Source organism: Gordonia aichiensis NBRC 108223 (assembly GCF_000332975.1).
Lineage (GTDB): Bacteria > Actinomycetota > Actinomycetes > Mycobacteriales > Mycobacteriaceae > Gordonia > Gordonia aichiensis.
Window position 1 is genome coordinate 25,540 of the sequence record NZ_BANR01000025.1, and the last position, 17,845, is coordinate 43,384.

At 68.7% G+C, this 17,845-nt stretch carries 11 protein-coding genes and 1 pseudogene; 6 read left to right on the forward strand and 6 right to left on the reverse strand.

What is annotated here, in order from left to right:
* Positions 1-84 precede the first annotated feature (84 nt).
* The 3 genes from GOACH_RS18955 (at position 85) to GOACH_RS18965 (ending at position 4,494) form a co-directional block, all read left to right on the forward strand.
* The gene (locus GOACH_RS18955; protein WP_005178310.1) at positions 85-993 is read left to right on the forward strand and encodes an ABC transporter ATP-binding protein; all 909 of its coding nucleotides are present in this window, start codon (positions 85-87) and stop codon (positions 991-993) included.
* A 3-nt stretch (positions 994-996) separates the two neighbouring features.
* Positions 997-3,555, forward strand: coding sequence for an ABC transporter permease (locus GOACH_RS18960; RefSeq protein WP_005178311.1), 2,559 nt, complete (start codon positions 997-999; stop codon positions 3,553-3,555).
* Between the two features lie 126 nt (positions 3,556-3,681).
* Complete coding sequence (locus tag GOACH_RS18965) at positions 3,682-4,494, forward strand: hypothetical protein (RefSeq protein ID WP_040519139.1); 813 nt, start codon at positions 3,682-3,684, stop codon at positions 4,492-4,494.
* A gap of 51 nt (positions 4,495-4,545) precedes the next feature.
* Here the strand turns inward: GOACH_RS18965 and GOACH_RS18970 are convergent, their stop codons facing one another.
* Positions 4,546-5,274, reverse strand: a complete 729-nt coding sequence (locus GOACH_RS18970) for a class I SAM-dependent methyltransferase (RefSeq protein ID WP_005178313.1) — start codon at positions 5,272-5,274, stop codon at positions 4,546-4,548.
* Between the two features lie 98 nt (positions 5,275-5,372).
* Between GOACH_RS18970 and GOACH_RS18975 the strand changes: the two genes are divergently transcribed.
* Positions 5,373-6,515: a glycosyltransferase family 4 protein gene (locus GOACH_RS18975; RefSeq protein ID WP_005178315.1), complete on the forward strand. Its 1,143-nt coding sequence runs from the start codon at positions 5,373-5,375 to the stop codon at positions 6,513-6,515.
* Between the two features lie 32 nt (positions 6,516-6,547).
* Here GOACH_RS18975 and GOACH_RS18980 read toward each other — a convergent pair whose 3' ends face one another.
* Entirely contained in the window at positions 6,548-8,341 is a 1,794-nt protein-coding gene (locus GOACH_RS18980; protein ID WP_005178316.1) for an MmpA family trehalose lipid delivery protein, read from the reverse strand.
* Positions 8,342-8,370: 29 nt separating this feature from the next.
* Positions 8,371-9,336: an HpcH/HpaI aldolase/citrate lyase family protein gene (locus GOACH_RS18985; protein ID WP_005178318.1), complete on the reverse strand. Its 966-nt coding sequence runs from the start codon at positions 9,334-9,336 to the stop codon at positions 8,371-8,373.
* 164 nt (positions 9,337-9,500) lie between these two features.
* Here GOACH_RS18985 and GOACH_RS18990 point away from each other — a divergent pair, with 164 nt between their 5' ends.
* Complete coding sequence (locus tag GOACH_RS18990) at positions 9,501-10,727, forward strand: polysaccharide biosynthesis protein (RefSeq protein ID WP_005178319.1); 1,227 nt, start codon at positions 9,501-9,503, stop codon at positions 10,725-10,727.
* On the opposite strand, the gene pgfA is transcribed toward GOACH_RS18990, so the two are convergent.
* A complete protein-coding gene (pgfA, locus tag GOACH_RS18995; RefSeq protein ID WP_005178320.1) occupies positions 10,618-11,889 on the reverse strand; it encodes a cell envelope lipid trafficking protein PgfA in 1,272 nt (423 codons plus the stop codon). The two genes, GOACH_RS18990 and pgfA, sit on opposite strands and share 110 nt — an antisense overlap.
* A gap of 58 nt (positions 11,890-11,947) precedes the next feature.
* On the opposite strand from pgfA, the gene GOACH_RS23490 reads away from it, so the two are divergent.
* On the forward strand, positions 11,948-13,342 hold the full coding sequence (locus GOACH_RS23490; RefSeq protein ID WP_005178321.1) for an acyltransferase family protein: 1,395 nt from the start codon (positions 11,948-11,950) through the stop codon (positions 13,340-13,342).
* An 872-nt stretch (positions 13,343-14,214) separates the two neighbouring features.
* On the opposite strand, the pseudogene GOACH_RS24375 reads toward GOACH_RS23490, so the two are convergent.
* A pseudogene (locus GOACH_RS24375) lies at positions 14,215-17,694 on the reverse strand (alpha-(1->3)-arabinofuranosyltransferase domain-containing protein); the annotation flags it as partial.
* Entirely contained in the window at positions 17,636-17,833 is a 198-nt protein-coding gene (locus tag GOACH_RS19005; RefSeq protein ID WP_005178324.1) for a DUF2613 domain-containing protein, read from the reverse strand. The pseudogene GOACH_RS24375 and the gene GOACH_RS19005, both read right to left, overlap by 59 nt.
* Positions 17,834-17,845: the final 12 nt, after the last annotated feature.

Consider the following 17,845-nt stretch of genomic DNA (forward strand, 5'->3'; position numbering starts at 1 on the left):
GTCTCCACGTCGAGCAGCGATCTCAGGGGGTTGTCGGGGATTCACCCGATGGCAATGAGCGCCCATTTTTGGCACGGTTGACCCATGACATCAGAGCAGGGCGCAAGCGCGGGCGCCGAGGATCTCATCAAAACGTACGGATCCGGCGACACGGAAGTCCACGCACTGCGTGGCGTCTCGCTCTCCTTCCGGTCCGGTGAGTTCACCGCAATCATGGGCCCCTCCGGGTCGGGGAAGTCGACGCTGATGCACTGCCTCGCCGGGCTCGATGTCGCCACCAGTGGTCGTGTGTACATCGGCGACACCGATCTGACCGGCCTGTCCGACAAGAAGATGACCCTGCTGCGTCGCGACCGGATCGGCTTCGTCTTCCAGTCGTTCAACCTCGTGCCGACCCTGACAGCGGCCGAGAACATCACCCTGCCCGCCGATATCGCCGGCCGCAAGGTCGACAAGGACTGGTACGACGCCGTGATCAAGCGTCTCGGCATCGGTGACCGACTCGACCACCTGCCCAGCGAACTGTCGGGCGGTCAGCAGCAGCGCGTCGCATGCGCCCGTGCGCTCGTCGGACGGCCCGCGATCATCTTCGGTGACGAACCCACCGGAAATCTCGACTCCCGATCGTCGGGGGAGGTGCTGTCGATCCTGCGCGCGGCAACAGACGAGTTCGGGCAAACGGTCGTCATCGTGACGCACGATCCGCGCGCAGCCTCCTACGCCGATCGGGTCGTCTTTCTCGCCGATGGCAGGATCGTCCGCGAGTTGCCGCGCCCCTCGGCCGACGACGTGTTCGAGGTGATGAAGCACCTCGACGATGTCCCCGCCCCTGCTGACCCTGATGCTTCGCGGCCCGGCGGCGCGGGCGAGGTCGCCACGCGATCGAGCACCGAGTCGGGTCGGCATGAATCGGGCTCCGTCGCACCGGAATCCGGCGTGGGCAGGCACGCGGCGGACGCCGGGTCCGGTGCGGACTCGGCACAGGCGGGCTGACGCATGGCCTCCTCCTCGGTGATGCGGAAGGTGTCGCTGCGCAATCTCCGTGCGCACAAGTTGCGGCTCGCACTGACGGTCTTCTCGATCGTGTTGGGTACGGCGTTCGTCGCGGGATCGATCGTGTTCACGTCGACCATCTCGCAGGCGTTCAACTCCATCTTCGACAACGCGGCGCCCGGCGTGTCAGTCGAAGTGACGCCGGAGGATTCGAACTCTGCGGGAGTGCCGAATTCTGTTGTCGACAAGTTGAATTCACAAAAGAAGGAACTCGGCGTCGACAAGCTTTCGACGAACTACACGGGTCTGGTGACCATCGCCGATTCACGCGGCAAGGCGGTGCAGACCGGCGGAGCGCCCAGTCTGGGATCTGCCTACGTGCCGCCGAACGAGTCGCTTGCCCCCGACGACGGGAAACTGCTGCCAGGCGGACGGGCGCCGACCGGTTACCAAGAGGTGGTACTGAACGAGTCGGCGGCCGAGAAGGCAGGCCTGAAGGTGGGTTCGACCACGAAAGTGGTTGTCGGACAAGGTTCGAGCCAACCAATGGATGTGACGGTCGTCGGCATCAGTCAGCTCGAGGGCGACACAGGCGGCTATGTGAACGTCCAGTTCGAGCGCGAGGCGGCGAGCAATCTGTTCTCCGACGGCGAGCACGTCGCAACGGTCGACATGTCGGCCGTCGAGGGTGTCAGCGACACGCAGTTGCGTGATCGCGTGCAGAAGCTCGTCGGTTCGGATGCGTTGAAGATCCGTACGGGAGACCAGGTTCGCCAGGATGAGAAGGACCGGGTCAACCAGTTCCTCACGATCTTCACGGGCATCCTGCTGGCGTTCGCCGCCATCGGCCTGGTGGTGGGCACGTTCATCATCTACAACACGTTCTCGATGATTGTGGCGCAACGCAATCGCGAGCTCGCGCTGCTCCGGGCGGTGGGCGCTACCGAACGACAGGTGTCGCGGTCGGTGTTGTTCGAGGCGCTCGTCGTCGGCGTGATCGGCGGTCTCGTGGGCCTCGGCGTCGGTATCGGACTCGCTGCTGCACTCAAAGCCATCACGTCGTCGACCTCGGGATTGCCCGAAGCATCGCTCAACGTGAGTGTGTGGGCGGTGCTCGCGGCACTGTTCGTCGGCGTCGTGGTGACCATGGTCAGCGCCTGGGTCCCCGCGGTCCGCGCGGCTCGTGTGCCGCCTGTCGAGGCGATGCGCGCCAGCGACGCCGAGCGCGCGTCGTCGTTGCGCACACGCACCATCATCGGCGCGGTCTTCGCGGTGATCGCCGTTGTCGTGATCCTCTGGGGTGCGATGGGTGAGGGCATGCTGCGTGCGGTCATCGTCGGACTCGGGGCGGGAGCCGCGATCATCGCGGCGGTGCTCGCGGGTCCCGCATTGCTGCGGCCGGTGGTTGCGGTCCTCGGCCGCGTGCTCGGTGCGCCCTTCGGCGCCATCGGGTATTTGGCCAGGACGAACGCGATGCGCAATCCACGACGCAGTTCCGCTACGGCCTTCGCGCTGACTCTCGGCTTGATCCTCGTAGCCGTGATCGGCACTCTGGGAACGTCATTCAAGGGCACGGTCGACACGGCAGTCGATACGGGAATCACCGCCGACTACATCGTGACCGGAACCAACAATCTGCCGATCTCGCCAGCTGTCGGCGATGCGGTGAAAGGCGTACGCGGCGTCGAGGATTCGGTCAGCCTGGGTGTGGTTCAGGCGCGGGTGGGCGAGTCCAAGGTCAGTGGCTTCGCCCCGCTGGGCGGTAGGATCGACACCGTCGCCAACATCTCGATGCTCGACGGCGCGTCGCCGACACTGCCGGACGACGGCATGTTCGTCAGTCAGCGCACCAGTAACGACAAGGGCTGGAAGCGTGGTGACACGGTGACGTTCACGTCGTCGCTGGGTCAGCAGATCGCGACACGGGTCGACGGTGTGTACGCCGACAACGAGACGCTGCAGCCGTGGTTGGTTGGCAGCAAGGTCTATGACTCGCTGATGCCGGAACCCGCCCGGATGAGCTACGGGGTCTTCGTGAAGGCGAAGTCGGGAACCGACTTGTCAACGCTGCGTACGGATCTGGAAAACGCGACGAACTCGTTCCTGACCGTTCAGGTGCAGGATCGTGATCAGTTCAAGAGCAGCCTCTCGCAACAGATCGACCAGATGCTCGGTGTGCTCTACGCGATGCTCGGTCTCGCGTTGCTGATCGCCGTCCTCGGCATCGTCAACACTCTGGCGCTGTCGGTGGTGGAACGACGCCGCGAGATCGGCATGCTGCGTGCCGTCGGCATGGTGCGTGGCCAGGTCCGGCGCAGCATCTACCTCGAGTCGGTGTTCATCGCCATCTACGGTGCGCTCGTCGGCGTGGTGCTCGGTGTACTCGTCGGCTGGGCACTGGTGCGCACCCTGGCGCGGTGGGGTCTTGGTGACCCGGTTCTCCCGTGGACCCTGATCGTCGTGACGATCATCGGGGCGGGCGTCGTCGGAGTGCTGGCGGCGCTGTGGCCCGCCAACCGCGCCGCACGCACCCGGCCGCTCGAGGCGATCGCCGAGGCGTGATCAGTGGGCAGGTAGTTCACGCGGTGTGCCGGGCGCGAGGATGCGACGACGGCTGCGCCGAGTCCGCTGGCAGCCATGTCGCCCGGTGTCGCATGCGACCGGCGGCCATTTGGCACAATCGGCGCCATGACGCGACCACCCGACGACCCGAACGACCCGCAGGAGCACCCGCACACCCGGGCGTTCGACCCCGGCGAGGATCCGTCCCAGGGCGGTGACCCGACAGCCCGCACCGAGGCGTACTCCCAGCACGATCCCTATACCGACCGGCCCTATGGCGACCAGCAGTACGGGTACGAGCAACAGGGTTACGGCACCCAGGGTTACGCGGACCAGGGCTACGGCGAGCAGGGCTACGCGGACCAGGGCTACGGCGAGCAGGGTTACGCGGGCCAGGGGTATGGCGAGCAGGGGTACGGGGGCCAGCCGCCCACCGGGCAGGAGACCAATTCGTCGGGCGGCGGCAAGCGTACCGCGATCCTCGTCGCGGCGATCATCGCGGTGATCGCACTGATAGCAGTGGTCGCGTATGCGATCGTCCGCAACTCCGGTGGTAACGACGGCACAGCGGCGACCACCGCGCCGGCGACCACGACCCTCACCACACCGCCGACCAGCCGGCAGACGACCACCCAGGAAACAACCACCGAGGAAACCACTACCACGACGACCAATGCGCCGGCTGCAGGCGCGGTGACCTACCAGATCACCGGTAACGGCGACGTCGTGGCGCTGCGGTTCCGCAAGGGCAACGACTTCGAGATCGTCGCCGCAACCGGCACACCCTGGTCACGCCAGGCCACGGTGTCGGGCGACAACGCAGAGCTCACGGCCGTCGTCGTGCGTGGTCCGGTCACCTGCAACATCCTGCGCGGTGAGGAACTGCTCGCCTCGGCGACCAGCAACGGGGGAACTTTGCGCTGCGCTGCCGGTGTGTGAGGGCGGCCAGGACGTGAGGGGTGCAGGGTCGTGAACCCTGCGCCCCGAGCCTCAACGGGGTTCGAGCACCAGCACCAGGTTGGTCGCGGCCACCTCGCGTAGCAGTGGCACACGGAGCACCCACCACGCCCAGCTCGGCAGGTAGCGCGGGAACGCGGCGACCAGCCGCGCGCGGTCGCGTCGTGATCTGGCCCAGCGCAGACCGTCGTCGGCGGTCACGGCGAACAACGATGTTCCGTAGAGATTCTTCGGCGGGTGGCCGTGGCGGCGGGTGTACCAGCGCGCGGCCCTGGCGCCGCCGAAGTAGTGCCGCAGACCCATCTCGTGTCCGCCGAAGGGGCCCCACCACAGCGTGTAGCTGACGATCACGACGCCACCCGGTCGCGTCACACGCAACATCTCGTCGGCCATCTCCCACGGACGGGACGTGTGCTCGACGACGTTCGACGACACACAGATGTCGATGGACCCATCGGCGAACGGCAACTCCTGGCCCGATGCCCGGACGGATCCCCGGTGTTCCAGGCCTCCCGCGTGCATCTCGGACGGGTCCGGCTCCACCGACAGATACGACGCCCCGCGGCGGCGGAACGCGTCGGCGAAGTAGCCGGGCCCGCCGCCGACGTCGAGCACCACCGAACCGTCGAGTTTGCTGAACGCGCCCACGAGATCGGCGGTGTCGTCGGCGAGCGCGCGGTAGAAGCGGGCGGGATCGGACTGCTCGTAGCGGAAGTCGTTCAGCAGGCCAGCGGCACGTCGCAGCGTGGCGAGCCGGGACATGGCGGCGTCGGCACGTGTCGCCGTCGAGGCTGGTCTGTTGATTCTCGGTCGCGGCACGGGAGGAGATGCTACCGGGGAGGTGCGTAGCATGGGCGTCGATGAACACCCCGCCCGACGTCGTGCTGCTGTGCTGGCGCGATACCCGCCACCCCCAGGGTGGGGGAAGCGAGACCTACCTCGAACGGGTCGGCGCTGAGTTGTCGCGACGCGGCATGAGAGTCACCTATTTGACCTCGTCGTATCCGGGCGCATTGCGGTCCGAGGAGCGCGACGGCATGCGGTTCCTGCGCGCTGGGGGACGCCTTACCGTCTACCCGCGCGTTCTGGCACTACTCATCGCCGGTCGGCTGGGGTTCGGTCCGATGGCCGGGATCACCCCGGTCGCGGTCGTCGACACCCAGAACGGGATACCGTTCTTCGCCACGTTGGTCGCCTCTGCCCCGACCGTCGTCCTCGTCCACCACTGTCATCGCGAGCAGTGGCCGGTGGCCGGGCGGTTACTCGGCCGACTGGGGTGGTTCCTGGAATCGCGGGTGTCGCCGTGGGTTCATCGACGCAACCGCTATGTCACGGTGTCCGCGCCGTCGGCACGTGAGCTCGTCGAGCTGGGCGTCGACGCCGAGCGGATCACCGTGGTGCACAACGGCATAGATTCCATACCCGATGCCATCGGGCCTCGACAGCGCGTCGACCGCGGCGCCGCGCGACTGTGTGTGCTCTCCCGGCTTGTCCCGCACAAGCAGGTCGAGGACGCACTGCACGTGGTGGCCGACCTGCACCGTGCCTGCGACCGCGAGGTGCGCCTCGACGTCATCGGCGACGGGTGGTGGTCATCTCGATTACGTTCGGCTGCAAGCGAACTCGGAGTCGATCGCATCGTCACCTTCCACGGGCACGTGCCCGATGAGCGCAAGTACGAACTCCTCGCCGACGCCGACGTGCATCTGATGCCGTCGCGCAAGGAGGGGTGGGGCCTAGCGGTGATCGAGGCCGCGCAGATGGGTGTGCCGACCATCGGCTACCGTCACGCCACCGGACTGGCCGAATCCATCGAGGACTCCGAGACCGGCATCCTTGTCGATGGGGTTGACGAAATGGTCTCCGCCACGAGAAAACTGCTCGACGATCCGGCCGAGCGAGCACGTCTCGGCGCGAATGCGCGCGCCCGGGCGCAGCGCTACTCCTGGGCGGCGACCGCCGACGGCTTCGCCGCGATCTTCGATCAGCCTCTCGCCCGCTGAGCCCTGCTCCGCCGGCCCCGATCGGCGGAACCTTATCCCGCCGAGCCATGCCCCGCCGAGCCTTGCCCCGCTGGGTCCGGCCCTGCCGGCGTCGCTCGACGTCGTCGCGGCCACCACGCGGCCAGGGCGCCGACGAGAATCAGTCCCGCCCAGACGATGTGCGCAGTCCATGCGATCGCTCGTTCTGTCGTCGAGGCCCGTGCGACACCCGCGGGATTCTCGACTCGGAACAGTGTGAGGTCGCGTCCGGCGAAGACCATCTCGCCCCTGCTCGACAACTTCTGAGGCACAGCAGGAGTGGTTGCCTCACCCGGATGTGTTGTCTCTCCCGTGTTCTCCACGAGCACCCAGCCGATCCCGAGTCGCGCGAGAACCGTCGGATCGCCGCCTGCCGCAAGCGCATCGGTCACCTGGCGCGCGCGCGGAGCAGCGGCGTCGACCTCTTCTCCATCGACGGTCAACTCGCCCGATTCCACGACGGGTGCGCGCTGCATGCGTGCAGCGGGATCGAGCGACGGCGACTCGGTGAAGGCGTACTGCCGCACGGTACCCGGCGGCCACAGTGCGACGTCGCCTGCGTCGGACGGAACGAGCCGGGTGACGCGTGCCCAGTCGTCGGGGTACTGCACCGTCGACAACCGTCCGCCGACTCCCCATGCGAGGTCGGGGAGAGGTGCCACGACGAGCAGAAGCACCGCTGCGAGCGCGAAACCGGAGGGGACGATATCGCGCAACCTCCACACCGCAGCGGCCGTCGCCACCGCGACGATCGGCATCGCCAGCGCAGTGAACTTCGACGAGTCGCGCAGCAGACCCCCTCCGGGGATCGTGTCGACGACCGCGGCGAGGGCGGTGCGGCCGGGCCCCGTCGCCGTGACCGCGAGCACGAGCACCACCACGACGCCGAGGATCGCGAGCGCTGCACCAAGCCGATTGCAGGCTAGCCGGTCACGTCTGCGCCACAGCGTGATCGAGCCGACGCCGACGAGCGCGACCAGAGCGGCGGTCGCGACCGCGGCCCACCAGAAGGTACGGCTCGCGGGTACGGCGTCGGCGTTCCAGATTCCTCCGAATCCCAGCACGGTACCGAGCGGCCCGAGAGCGGGCTCGGACCGCAACCCGAAGGCGCGTACGCCCGCGATGCCGTCGGTACCGGTCGAGGCCGACGTCAGCGCGGCAGCGGCGAGCCACGGCAGCGCCGAGATCACCCACGCCACGAGTACCCCGGTCATCCGCCGCGCGCGAGCCATTACCGGTCCGCTGACAGCGGACCCGCACACCACGGCGACGGCGACACCGAGAAGTGAACCGCTCGGCGTGAATCCGGCCACCGCGAGCAGCGCTGCCAGAACGCACCATCGGCGTATCGACGGCAACACACCCCACCGCGCTGCGGCCAGTGCGATCCAACCGAGGGCTCCATACCCGACGAGCAGACCCCAGTGACCCTGGAGAAGCCGTTCTGCCACATACGGATTCCAGAGCGAGACGATCGCTGCGGCGACGGCCCCGGTCGTCCCCGCACCGGGAACGAGACGAGCTGCGAGCCTGCCGTACCCGACACCGCCGAACGTCAGCGCCGCACACAGGATCGCGGTGACGAGAAAGCCTCCGTCGACGACGGAACTGCCCACGGCGACAGCCCAATCCTGCGGAACCGCGCGCGGAGGGAGGTTACCGATGCCCAGGGTCGCGTCGGTGACGTATGACCTCGGCGTCGACACAGCGTCCCGGTAGAGCAGGTATCCCGGGCGCAGCAGCGGACCGAGGATCAGTGCTGTCGACGCCGCGCTGACGACCCAGAGCGTCGGCGACAACCGTGACATGGCGTGCCGTCCGATCCGGTCGGCCGAACTCAGTAGTGGTAGGTGTCCGACGGCGCCGAGGCGTGGCCGGGGTCGACCTCGTACTCCGTACCGGTCACCCCGTAGGCGCGGGCGAGGTCGAGGATCTTGGTCGCACGCGCGATGCGCGGCAGGTCCGAGCCGTTGCGGATCTCGCCGCCCTCGGCCTCGAACTCGGCGAAGAACTCCTTCGCCCAGGTGATCTCGTCGATCGACGGGGTGAGGCCCTCGTTGACCGGCGCACACTGGTCAGGTGTCAGACAGATCTTGCCGGTCATACCGAATTCGACGCTGACAGCGGTCGCCTCGCTGAGCTTGAGCGCACTCGATCCGACCGTCGGCCCGTCGATGGCGCTCGGCAGGTGCGCGGCCTTGGCTGCGATGGTGAACCGAGACCGCGCGTACGCCAGCGTCATCGGGTTGTCGCCGAAGCCGGTGTCGCGGCGGAAGTCGCCGATGCCGAAGGCCAGCCGGAAGGTACCCTTCGCCGCCGCGATCTCACTGATGCGTTCGAGTCCGCGTGCCGTCTCCACGAGTGCGACGATCGGTACATCGGGTAGCCGTTTGGCGGTCTCGGTGACGTGATCGACGGACTCGACCATCGCCAGCATCACGCCGCCGACGGGGGTCGCCGAGAGCGCCTCGAGGTCGTCGGCCCACCACGGGGTGCCGAAGCCGTTGACCCGCACCCAATCGCCCGCACCGCCGGGCGTCTGCGCTGCGTCGTCGATGCCCGGTTCGGTGTCGGGTTCGGAGGTCAGCCAGCGCACAACGTTGTCGCGGGCCGTGAGCTTGTCCTTGGGCGCCACCGCGTCCTCGATGTCGAGCACCACGATGTCGGCGCGCGACCGCGCTGCCTGCGCAAACCGGTTGGATTGGGCGCCGTTGACCAGCAGCCAACTGCGCGCGAGAACCGGGTCGATGCGGAAGCCGACGTCGGCGCTCTCGACGTCGGTCTGCGTGTTCTGGTCATACATCGGTGTCTATCGTTCCACACCGTAGAGGCACACTTGACCACATGGTGCGTTCCCCACTTCCCGGCCGCGCACCCATAGGTGGCCTCGATCGCGGCCCGAAGGGCGCCCTTGATCGCGTCCCGAAGGGCGCCTTCAGTGCCGTCGGGTGGGTGGCGGTCGGTTCGATGCTCGCCAACGTCTGCGCATACGCCGTGCATCTCGGTGCGGGCCGCTGGTGGCTGGGGCCCGCGGAATACGGCGAACTCGCCGTCCTGCTGTCGGCGCAGTTGGTGTTGACCGTCCCGGCCCTCGCGCTGCAGGCCGTGGTCGCGCGCGAGGTGGTGCGGGCTCGCGGCGATGCGCCGTCGGGTGGCGGCGACAGGCGGATAGGCGGTCTCGTCGTGCGATGTGCACTTGCCGTCGCTGCGCTCGTCGCCGTCGCCGTCCCGGTCGTCTCGGTCGTGGCATCGACGTCGTGGCCACAGACGCTTGCCGGGCTGTCGGCGGCTCCGCTACTCACAATCATCGGCGGCGGGCAGGGCATCCTGCAGGGGCGCCGACGATTCCGCACACTCGGCGTCGTCCTCGCTGCGGTCGGAGTCATGCGCACTGCGCCGATGATCGCGGCGCTCGCCGTGGGCGCAGGCCCGGCCGGAGGACTGCTCGCTGGAGCCGTCGGCACAGCGGTCGCTGCTGTCGTGGTGTGGGGAATCGCAGGGGCATCGAGGTCGGCCGGGCCGCTGCCGACGGCGACTGTGGCCGCCCCCAACCTGCTCACCGTCATCCGCGCCTCGCAGGTGCAACTGGTGCTCGTCGTCGCCGTCTCGCTCGACGTGCTGCTCTCGAGGGCAGTCCTCGACCCGCGCGAGGCGGGGGTGTACGCCTTCGGTGCGATCGCGACGAAGGTCGCCTTCTGGCTGCCGCAGGCCGTCGGCGTCGTCGTCTACCCACGACTCGCCGATCCGGCGACGTCACGTCGTTCGCTGCGGCAAGCGGCCGGGGTGGTGGCCGCCATCGGCCTGATGCTCACGGTGCTCGGCGCACTCGCCGGGCCGTTGCTCCCCGTGCTGATCGGCGACGACTATCGCCAACTGAGCCGGTTGCTCGGGCTCTTCGCCTACACCGGCGCCGCATTCTCGGTGCTGCAGGTGGGGCTGCTCGCGGCCATCGCACACGACCGCACGCGCATCTCGGCGCTCGCGTGGCTGTTCCTCGGTGTCGAGGCCGCCGCGATCGGGCTCCTCGGGCACAGCGTGACTGCGCTGGCAGTGATCACCGCGGTCGCGGCGACCGTCTCGGCGGTCACGACGACCCTTGTGGCTCTTCAGGTCTCGCATCCGGCCGCGCACCACGCCCTCGACGTCGGGGCCGGTGATCGTCGACCCAGCGCTGCCACCGACCCGGGAACGTGAGCACCGCGCCCGCGATCAGCGCGAGGACCCCGACGATGCCCGCGATCAACGGCACCACCCGGCCCCAGAGGACGACGGGACCGGCCAGCGACGAGGCGGTGTCGGCCATCGCACGTTGTGTGGGCACGTCGAAGCCGAAGGTCGCGCGCAGATTGGTCAGCGACGCTCCGGCGTCCTCGGTGTCGGTACCCGCCACGCGGTAGGTCTGCTCGACGTCGACCCGCTCATCGAGGATCACTCCGGTCGCGGCGTCGACCGAGATGTCCCAACGCGCTCGATGATGCAGTGTCGCGGTGACCTGCCTGCCCGGGTCGCCCCCGGTGATGCCGAACCACGACGCCGGACGGGTGATGCGCGTGGCAGGGGTGCCGTCCGGTGCTCCGGAGCCGATTGCGGCGAGGTCGGTGTCGGGGATGTCGGCGCGATAGCGGATCGCGGTCCGACCGCCGACCTGTGACTGTCCCGCATCGACGAGCGGGACGGTTCGACGTGTGGTCACGTCGAAGTACTGTGCGCCAGACGTCGGTGGATCGAAGGGCAGCACGTAGGTGTAACCACGTCGATCCGACGCTGCGACCGGCGCCGAGTTGGCGTCGTACTGGATCTCGGAGTTGCCCCGCGCCCCGTCGACCGCGCCGAGGTCGGGCAGTGCGGAGCGTCGGTTCAGCGTGATGCGGTCGGTGACAGCCGACACCGTCGGCGAGGTGCACGCGTCGGCACCTCCGGCAGGGGCAACGTCGCTGCCCGGGCGCGCGGCGTCGGACTCGGCTTCTTTCCCGTCGAGCCAGATGCGGTCGGCCTGCACGGACGCGCCCGCCTGCAGCGTGACCCTCCGCGAGTCGGCAGGGCGCACCGCGACGACGCGCTGCTGGCGTACAAGAGTTGCGTCGAGGAGTCGAGCACGCGGGGTGTTCAGTGAGCACCTGTCGAGAATCTGCGCGTGCCGGTCGTCGGACATCCCCGCTGTCGAGACAGTGGTCTGGTCGGTGCTCAGCGGAATGCTGCGCAGCCGATCGACGAACAGCGTAGGCAGCGCGATGGTGACCGCGATCAGGAATGCGCCGAGGAAGATGAGGGTCGGGCCGATGAGGTCGGCCGTGGTGAAGCGGCTCGGGGTCGATGGGTCCGGGCTTGACGGGCTCGGGGTCCGGGCCTCTGGCATGGGCACGACACTACTGTTCGACCTCGGGACGCAGGCGTGGTGGCCGTATTCTGGTCTGATGCCAGCTGGACCGACGACGCCGAGCACACCGGCGCGCCGATTCTTCCCTCAGCTCGAGGGCATGCGCGCGGTGGCTGCGCTCGGAGTGCTCACCACGCACGTCGCCTTCCAGACCGGGGCCGTCGGGCTGCCCGTGCTCGGCCCGATCCTCGGCCGTCTCGATCTGGCCGTCGCCCTGTTCTTCGCTCTGTCGGGTTTTTTGCTGTGGCGGCCCTGGGTGGCGAGCGCACACGGCTGGTCGAACGGACATCGTGTGGCGCGCGCGCCGCACCCGCCGATCCGCCGCTATCTTCGCCACCGCGTGGTGCGCATCTGGCCCGCGTACCTGGTTGTGGTCGTCGTCGTCCTCACACTGCTGCCCGAGGCGCAGGGGGCGGATGCGACGGTGTGGCTGGCCAATCTGACGCTCACGCAGGTGTTCGTGCCACTGTCGTTGACCGCGGGCCTGACCCAGATGTGGAGCCTGTCGGTCGAGGTCGCCTTCTATCTGCTGCTGCCGCTACTCGGCCTGGTCCTGTTCGCCCTGCGCGGTCGCAGCGTCGCCGCACGCATCCCGGTGTTGCTCGCGCTCGGTGCGGTGAGTCTGTCGTGGGGGTGGATCGCCGAGTTCCTCCCGACACCCGACGGGGTCGAACCGACGAACTGGGTCGTCGGACATCTGCCGTGGTTCGTCGCGGGGCTGATACTCGCCGAGGTGGCGGGCGCCGACGAACTGGGCAGCGCGACCCGATTCACTCGTGTGGTCGCGGCGATCGGGTCACGGCGCCGCTCGATGCTCGTCGTCTTCGTCATCGCCTATGGCCTGGCATGCACGCCCATCGCGGGTCCCACCGGACTCGGCGTGCTCGCCCCGTGGCAGTTCGCGGTGAAGATGGCACTCGGTGCGATCTGCGGCTTCGCGCTCCTCGCCCCGCTGATCTGTTCGGACGGAACGCGCGGGATCGGCGCCCGATTCTCCGATCGGCCATTCCCCGTCCTCACCTCGCCACCGATGCTCGCACTCGGGAGGTGGTCGTACGGCATCTTCATCTGGCACGTCGCCGTGCTCGCGGTGGTGTTCGGGCTGTTCGGGATCGTGCCGTTCACCGGCCACACCGCGGTGGTCTGGCTCATCACCGCCATCCTCAGCATCGGGATCGCCGCGGCGAGCTACGCCTTCGTCGAGGAGCCGTCGCGCGACCGGCTGCGTCGTCGAGAGTCGCGCCATCGAGAGGAGTTGCGGCGTCAGGAAGAATCGGGCCGAGACGAATCGCGGCGTCGAGAAGCGGCGCGTGCCGTGCGCAGCCATCGGGAGAGCGCTGGTGACGGCGAGTCCGACGACGGCGGGCCCGGAGCCACTGCGACAAGTGCCGAGGAGACCACACTGGCCACCGCGACGAACGCCGGTAGCTGAACCCACCACGCGAACCCGTTGTAGCCCGCGTCGGCATGCCACGGCCCCGCTGCGAGGCCGACTGTCGCGCCCATCATCGACACAAACGTCAGCACCACTCGCGCCTTCGGTCGCAGCACCGCGACGACAGCACCGACCACCACCGAGGCCACCAGGCCCCACCAGCCCGCCAGCAGCCAGGACATCGACAGCCAGCCCACACCGGCAAGCACCACGAGCGGTGTGGACATCGGGCCGGGTGACTGCGTCGCAGCGTCCGGCTCGCGGCGACTGCGGGCAGGCCAGAGCGCGGCCACGAAGAGCAGTGCGAGCATCACGAATCCGATGAGCAACGCCCAACGGTATGGCGAGTCGTAACGGAACTCGAGAGCAACGGTCCCCGACGCTCCGGCAGGTACCCGGTACCCCTGCTGCCAGCCGTTCACCACGACCGGCTGAAGCTCGGTCGTCCCCAGCCGCGCGCGCCACCCGGGGTTCTCGCTCTCCGGGACGACGAGCAGCCGAGGTGTGTCGGAGGCATCGACGTGCACCGAACGCGACGTCGCCGACCAGGTCAGCACGCGCGGCTGCGTAGTCGCCGCTGCTCGTCCGGCACCACCCTCCGACGTCGCCGACGTGCCGTACCCGCCACCGGCGTCGAGTCCGACGGTGTCGACGGTGAATGCGCTGCCCGGATTGGCCGACAGTTCCTGTTCTCCCGCGCCGAGCTGCACGGTGGGCGTACAGGGACGTGCGACGACCGGCTCACCGCTGCGTAGCGCGCCGGCGGTCGTCGTGATCTGCATGCCGATCACCTGGCCGGACACCGTGATCCCCACGCCGCCATCGCATCCCACGGAGATCGGGCGGTCGTCGTCGGTCGCCTGCGCTGTCGGTCTCGGTTCCACCTCGACCTCGGCGATCCCGGTCGGTGCGGTGCTGGTGAAGCCGAGGCTGTTGACGTCGATGAGGTCGCGCCGTTCGAGCACGGTCAACGAGATGTGGTCGGTCACGGCTGGTTTCAGCTCGACGACGCCGTCGCCGGTCACCGTGTGTTCCTGTGGCCCGTCGCCGAGATCGACCGACACCCGCGTCGGTGCCGCGGGGTAGTCGCGCGGCACGACGAGGCGCAGGCGCTCGACGCGTTGGGCAGCGGGGAGGGAGATGTCGAGTCGGGGCCGTGAGGTACGGCCGGGCCTGTCGTCGTCGCGAGCGGTCCAGACTGTTGTCGGATCGCCGTCGACCGCGGCCTGCGCAGACCCGCGGGGGTCCGACACCGCGGACGGGCCCCGCGCGGTCACGGCTCCCGGTCGAGCCAGCAAGGCGTTGAGCCCGTCACCTGGTCTCGGGCGCAGCACCATCACGGGCGCGACAGTGGTCTGGCGGGGAACCGATAGTGCCCGCGTCATCACCCCCGGCGTCTCGGGTGAGAGTCCCAGGCCGCCGGCGCATCTGACGACGTCCGTGGCGGACGAGTGCGCACTGCCCGGGGTGTTGTCGAGAAGGCAACTCGACCGCCCCGAGAGCTCCTGGGAGAGCACCCAGCTCGATACCGTTGTGTCGGAGCTCAGCGCCGGCAGCACGACGCGGTGCCGGATGGTCAGGGGCATACCAGACGAGAGGTCGGTGAGGCCGACCTCGCCGAGCGCGAACTGGTTTCCGGCAGTACCGTTCTCGGTGCTGATCGCACGGATCGAGACCCAGCGGGTCGCACCGCTCGGAGCCGTCACCGTCACGGGCTTGTTCGGTTTGACGCCCTGCGCAACGGTCGTGCCCGCCTCGGTGGAGATCAGAATCGACGACACGTCGGGTCCCAGCGCCTTGGCGGTGGTCAGGCGGATGGCGAGATCGCTTCGCGGACGGGTGAAGTCGAGTCGCAGCCACTGTCCGACCGCGGATGACAACCCGCTGCTGGCCCACGCCGTCGCCGTATCACCATCGAACGCTGCGGCCGGGGAGTTGGCGGGTGAGGTCTGGCCGGGCTGCGTGGCGTCCGATGCCGAGCCGGAGGTCGAGACCGACACTTCGCCGGGTGCGTTGTCGAGGAGCCACTGGCCCTCGACGAGTGGCTGCCCGTCGACCGGATAGTCCGGCGCCGCATTATGCGTCCGGCGCGCATCACCGGGCGCACGGACGGCCGAGCTGTGATCGTCGACGCGTCCGAAGTCGGTCTCGCGGTCGGCGGGGGTGTCGGTCACGACCACAGGTGCCGGGCCGAGATCTGCGCGACGGGCATCGGCGGAGAGGATCGAGGGACCCAATGGTGCCATCCCGAGTCGCGAGCGCAGATCCTGCACCGCGGCAACCGATTCCGGTCCACCGGAGATTCTCGTGGCGTGCCCGGCGTCGGTCAGGACCGGTCCGGTGCCGGGGAACGCCGCCACATCCGCGCCGCCGGCGTGCTCGACGGCGAAGATCTGGATCGCGGGCATGTCAGGACGTAACCCGTTGTCACGCACCACATCACGTGCCGACGGCGGGCCGACGCGCGGCCCGAAGATCGCGACGCGTCGCAACCCTGGCGAGCCCGTCAGTGCTTGTTGAGCCAGCAGTGGACGGGCCGACCGTGACGTCTCGGGGTCGAGATCGGCTCGGAGGACCACGAAGTCGATGCCCTGCCCTGCCAGTGTCGCGGCCAGGCCGGGAGACGATCGCCCTGCGGCGATGTCGCGCTGGACCGAGTCCATGGCCCGGATGGTGCCCGGAGGGGTCAGCGGGATCGCGTCGCGCACCGACCAGGGCGTCGTCGACAGCGGCTGGAGGGGTTCGTCGCGGGTCAGTCCCCACAGCTGGTCGGCGAAGGGGGAACCGGGAACGACGAGGGCCCGCCCGGGATGGGCTGCGCCGTCCGCATCGTCGGCGGCACCGGTGTCCTCGGCGTTGGCGTGCTCGCGTAACCAGTCGGCTGTCTGCTGCCAGTATCCGGGGATGGACCGGTAGGTGCCGTCTGGGGCGAGTTGCCCGGTCCACACCAGCGACCCCGCGCCGATCAGGGCGACGACGAGCACCATCGTCGCAGCGACCGGGCGCGAGCGCTGCGGATGGGCGAACGCGGAGAACGTCTCTGGAAGCGAGGCTGTGCCGGGTAATGGCACGCGGGCGAGAAGGTGAGCGAACCCGAGTACCAGGGGGATCCGGACGAACGGCTCGAACTTGTGGATGTTGCGGAGAAAAGCGCCGGGGCCGTCGAGGAAGACGCGCACCGGTTCGGCGATCGGTGATCCCCATCCGCCCGCATAGCCGACGCACATCAGTACGAGGCCGACGACGAGGATGGTCACCCACCGACCGCGAAACGGCATGCGTCGCATGCACAGTCCGGCAAGCCCTGCTGCCGCGAGTGTTCCGGTGGCGAGCACCGCGGCCGGTTGTGTGGTCAACACGGCCCCCGCGACACGCTCGGGCGAGACGAATGGCGTCCACGAACTCGTTCCGCGCAGAACCTCGGTGAGCGATGTCCATTGCGTTGTCACGCGCGAGGATTCGATGAAGTCGAGGAAAGGCGGTGACACGCGCGAGAGGATCAGCAGCGGCACCGCCCACCACGCGCACGCGAGCACGAGCCCCCCGGCCCACGCCGCGCCGAAACGAAGAGCGCGTGTGCGATGACTGGTCGTGGCGCTCTGCCCGGACGAACCAGGTGTGCGGGCCGACGCGATCGAGAGAGCCCACCACACGACGGCGACCCCGAGCGCGGCCATCGTGGCGACGGCGTTCACTGCTCCCATCAGCGCAACGGCGACCGCCGATCGGCACGCATCACGCCACAGCGGATAGGGCGATCCCCGATCGGCGTCGAGTGCGCGGACGACCGGGATCAACACCCACGGCGCGAGCATCATCGGCAGTGTCTCCGACGAGATCGAACCCAGCGTCGTCAGGACCCGTGGACTGAGCACGAAGACCAGAGCGGCGAGAAATCGTGAACCGGGTGAGCCGATCCGGAGCAGTTCGGCCAGCCGCACGATGCCCACGAACCCGACCGTCAGGAGGATCGCCCACCACAAACGCTGGGTGATCCACGGCGGGATGTGCGCCAGCTCGCCTGCCGCGAAGAACGCGCCGTGCGGGAAGAAGTATCCGTATGCCTGATTCTGTACCTGGCCCATCGGCGCCGTGGGCGTCCACAGGTGGGCTGCCCTGGCCAGAAAGCCGAGCGGGTTGGCGGTGAGGTCGAGTTTGGTGTCGGCCGAGATCCGTCCCGGCGACTGCAGCAGGCTGACGATCAGCGCCACGAGAAAGACGACGCCGACGCCGCGTCGGCCTACTTGCTTCTCCGCTGCGCGGTCGAGAGTTCTCAGTTGCGAGGTGCGCTCACTTGTCGTCGGCGGTCTGGCGCGAGCCGTAGTCGACAGACCCCTGGACGAAGCCACTGTTGGGGTTGATGTTGTTGACGTCGGTCGACGGACTGTTCTCCGACGCGATCGCTCCGCCGAGGAAGACCGCACCCAGGCCGACGAGGATGCCGGCGATACCGGCCACGGCACCGGCGATCAGGCGGTTGTTGCGCATGCGGACGAAACT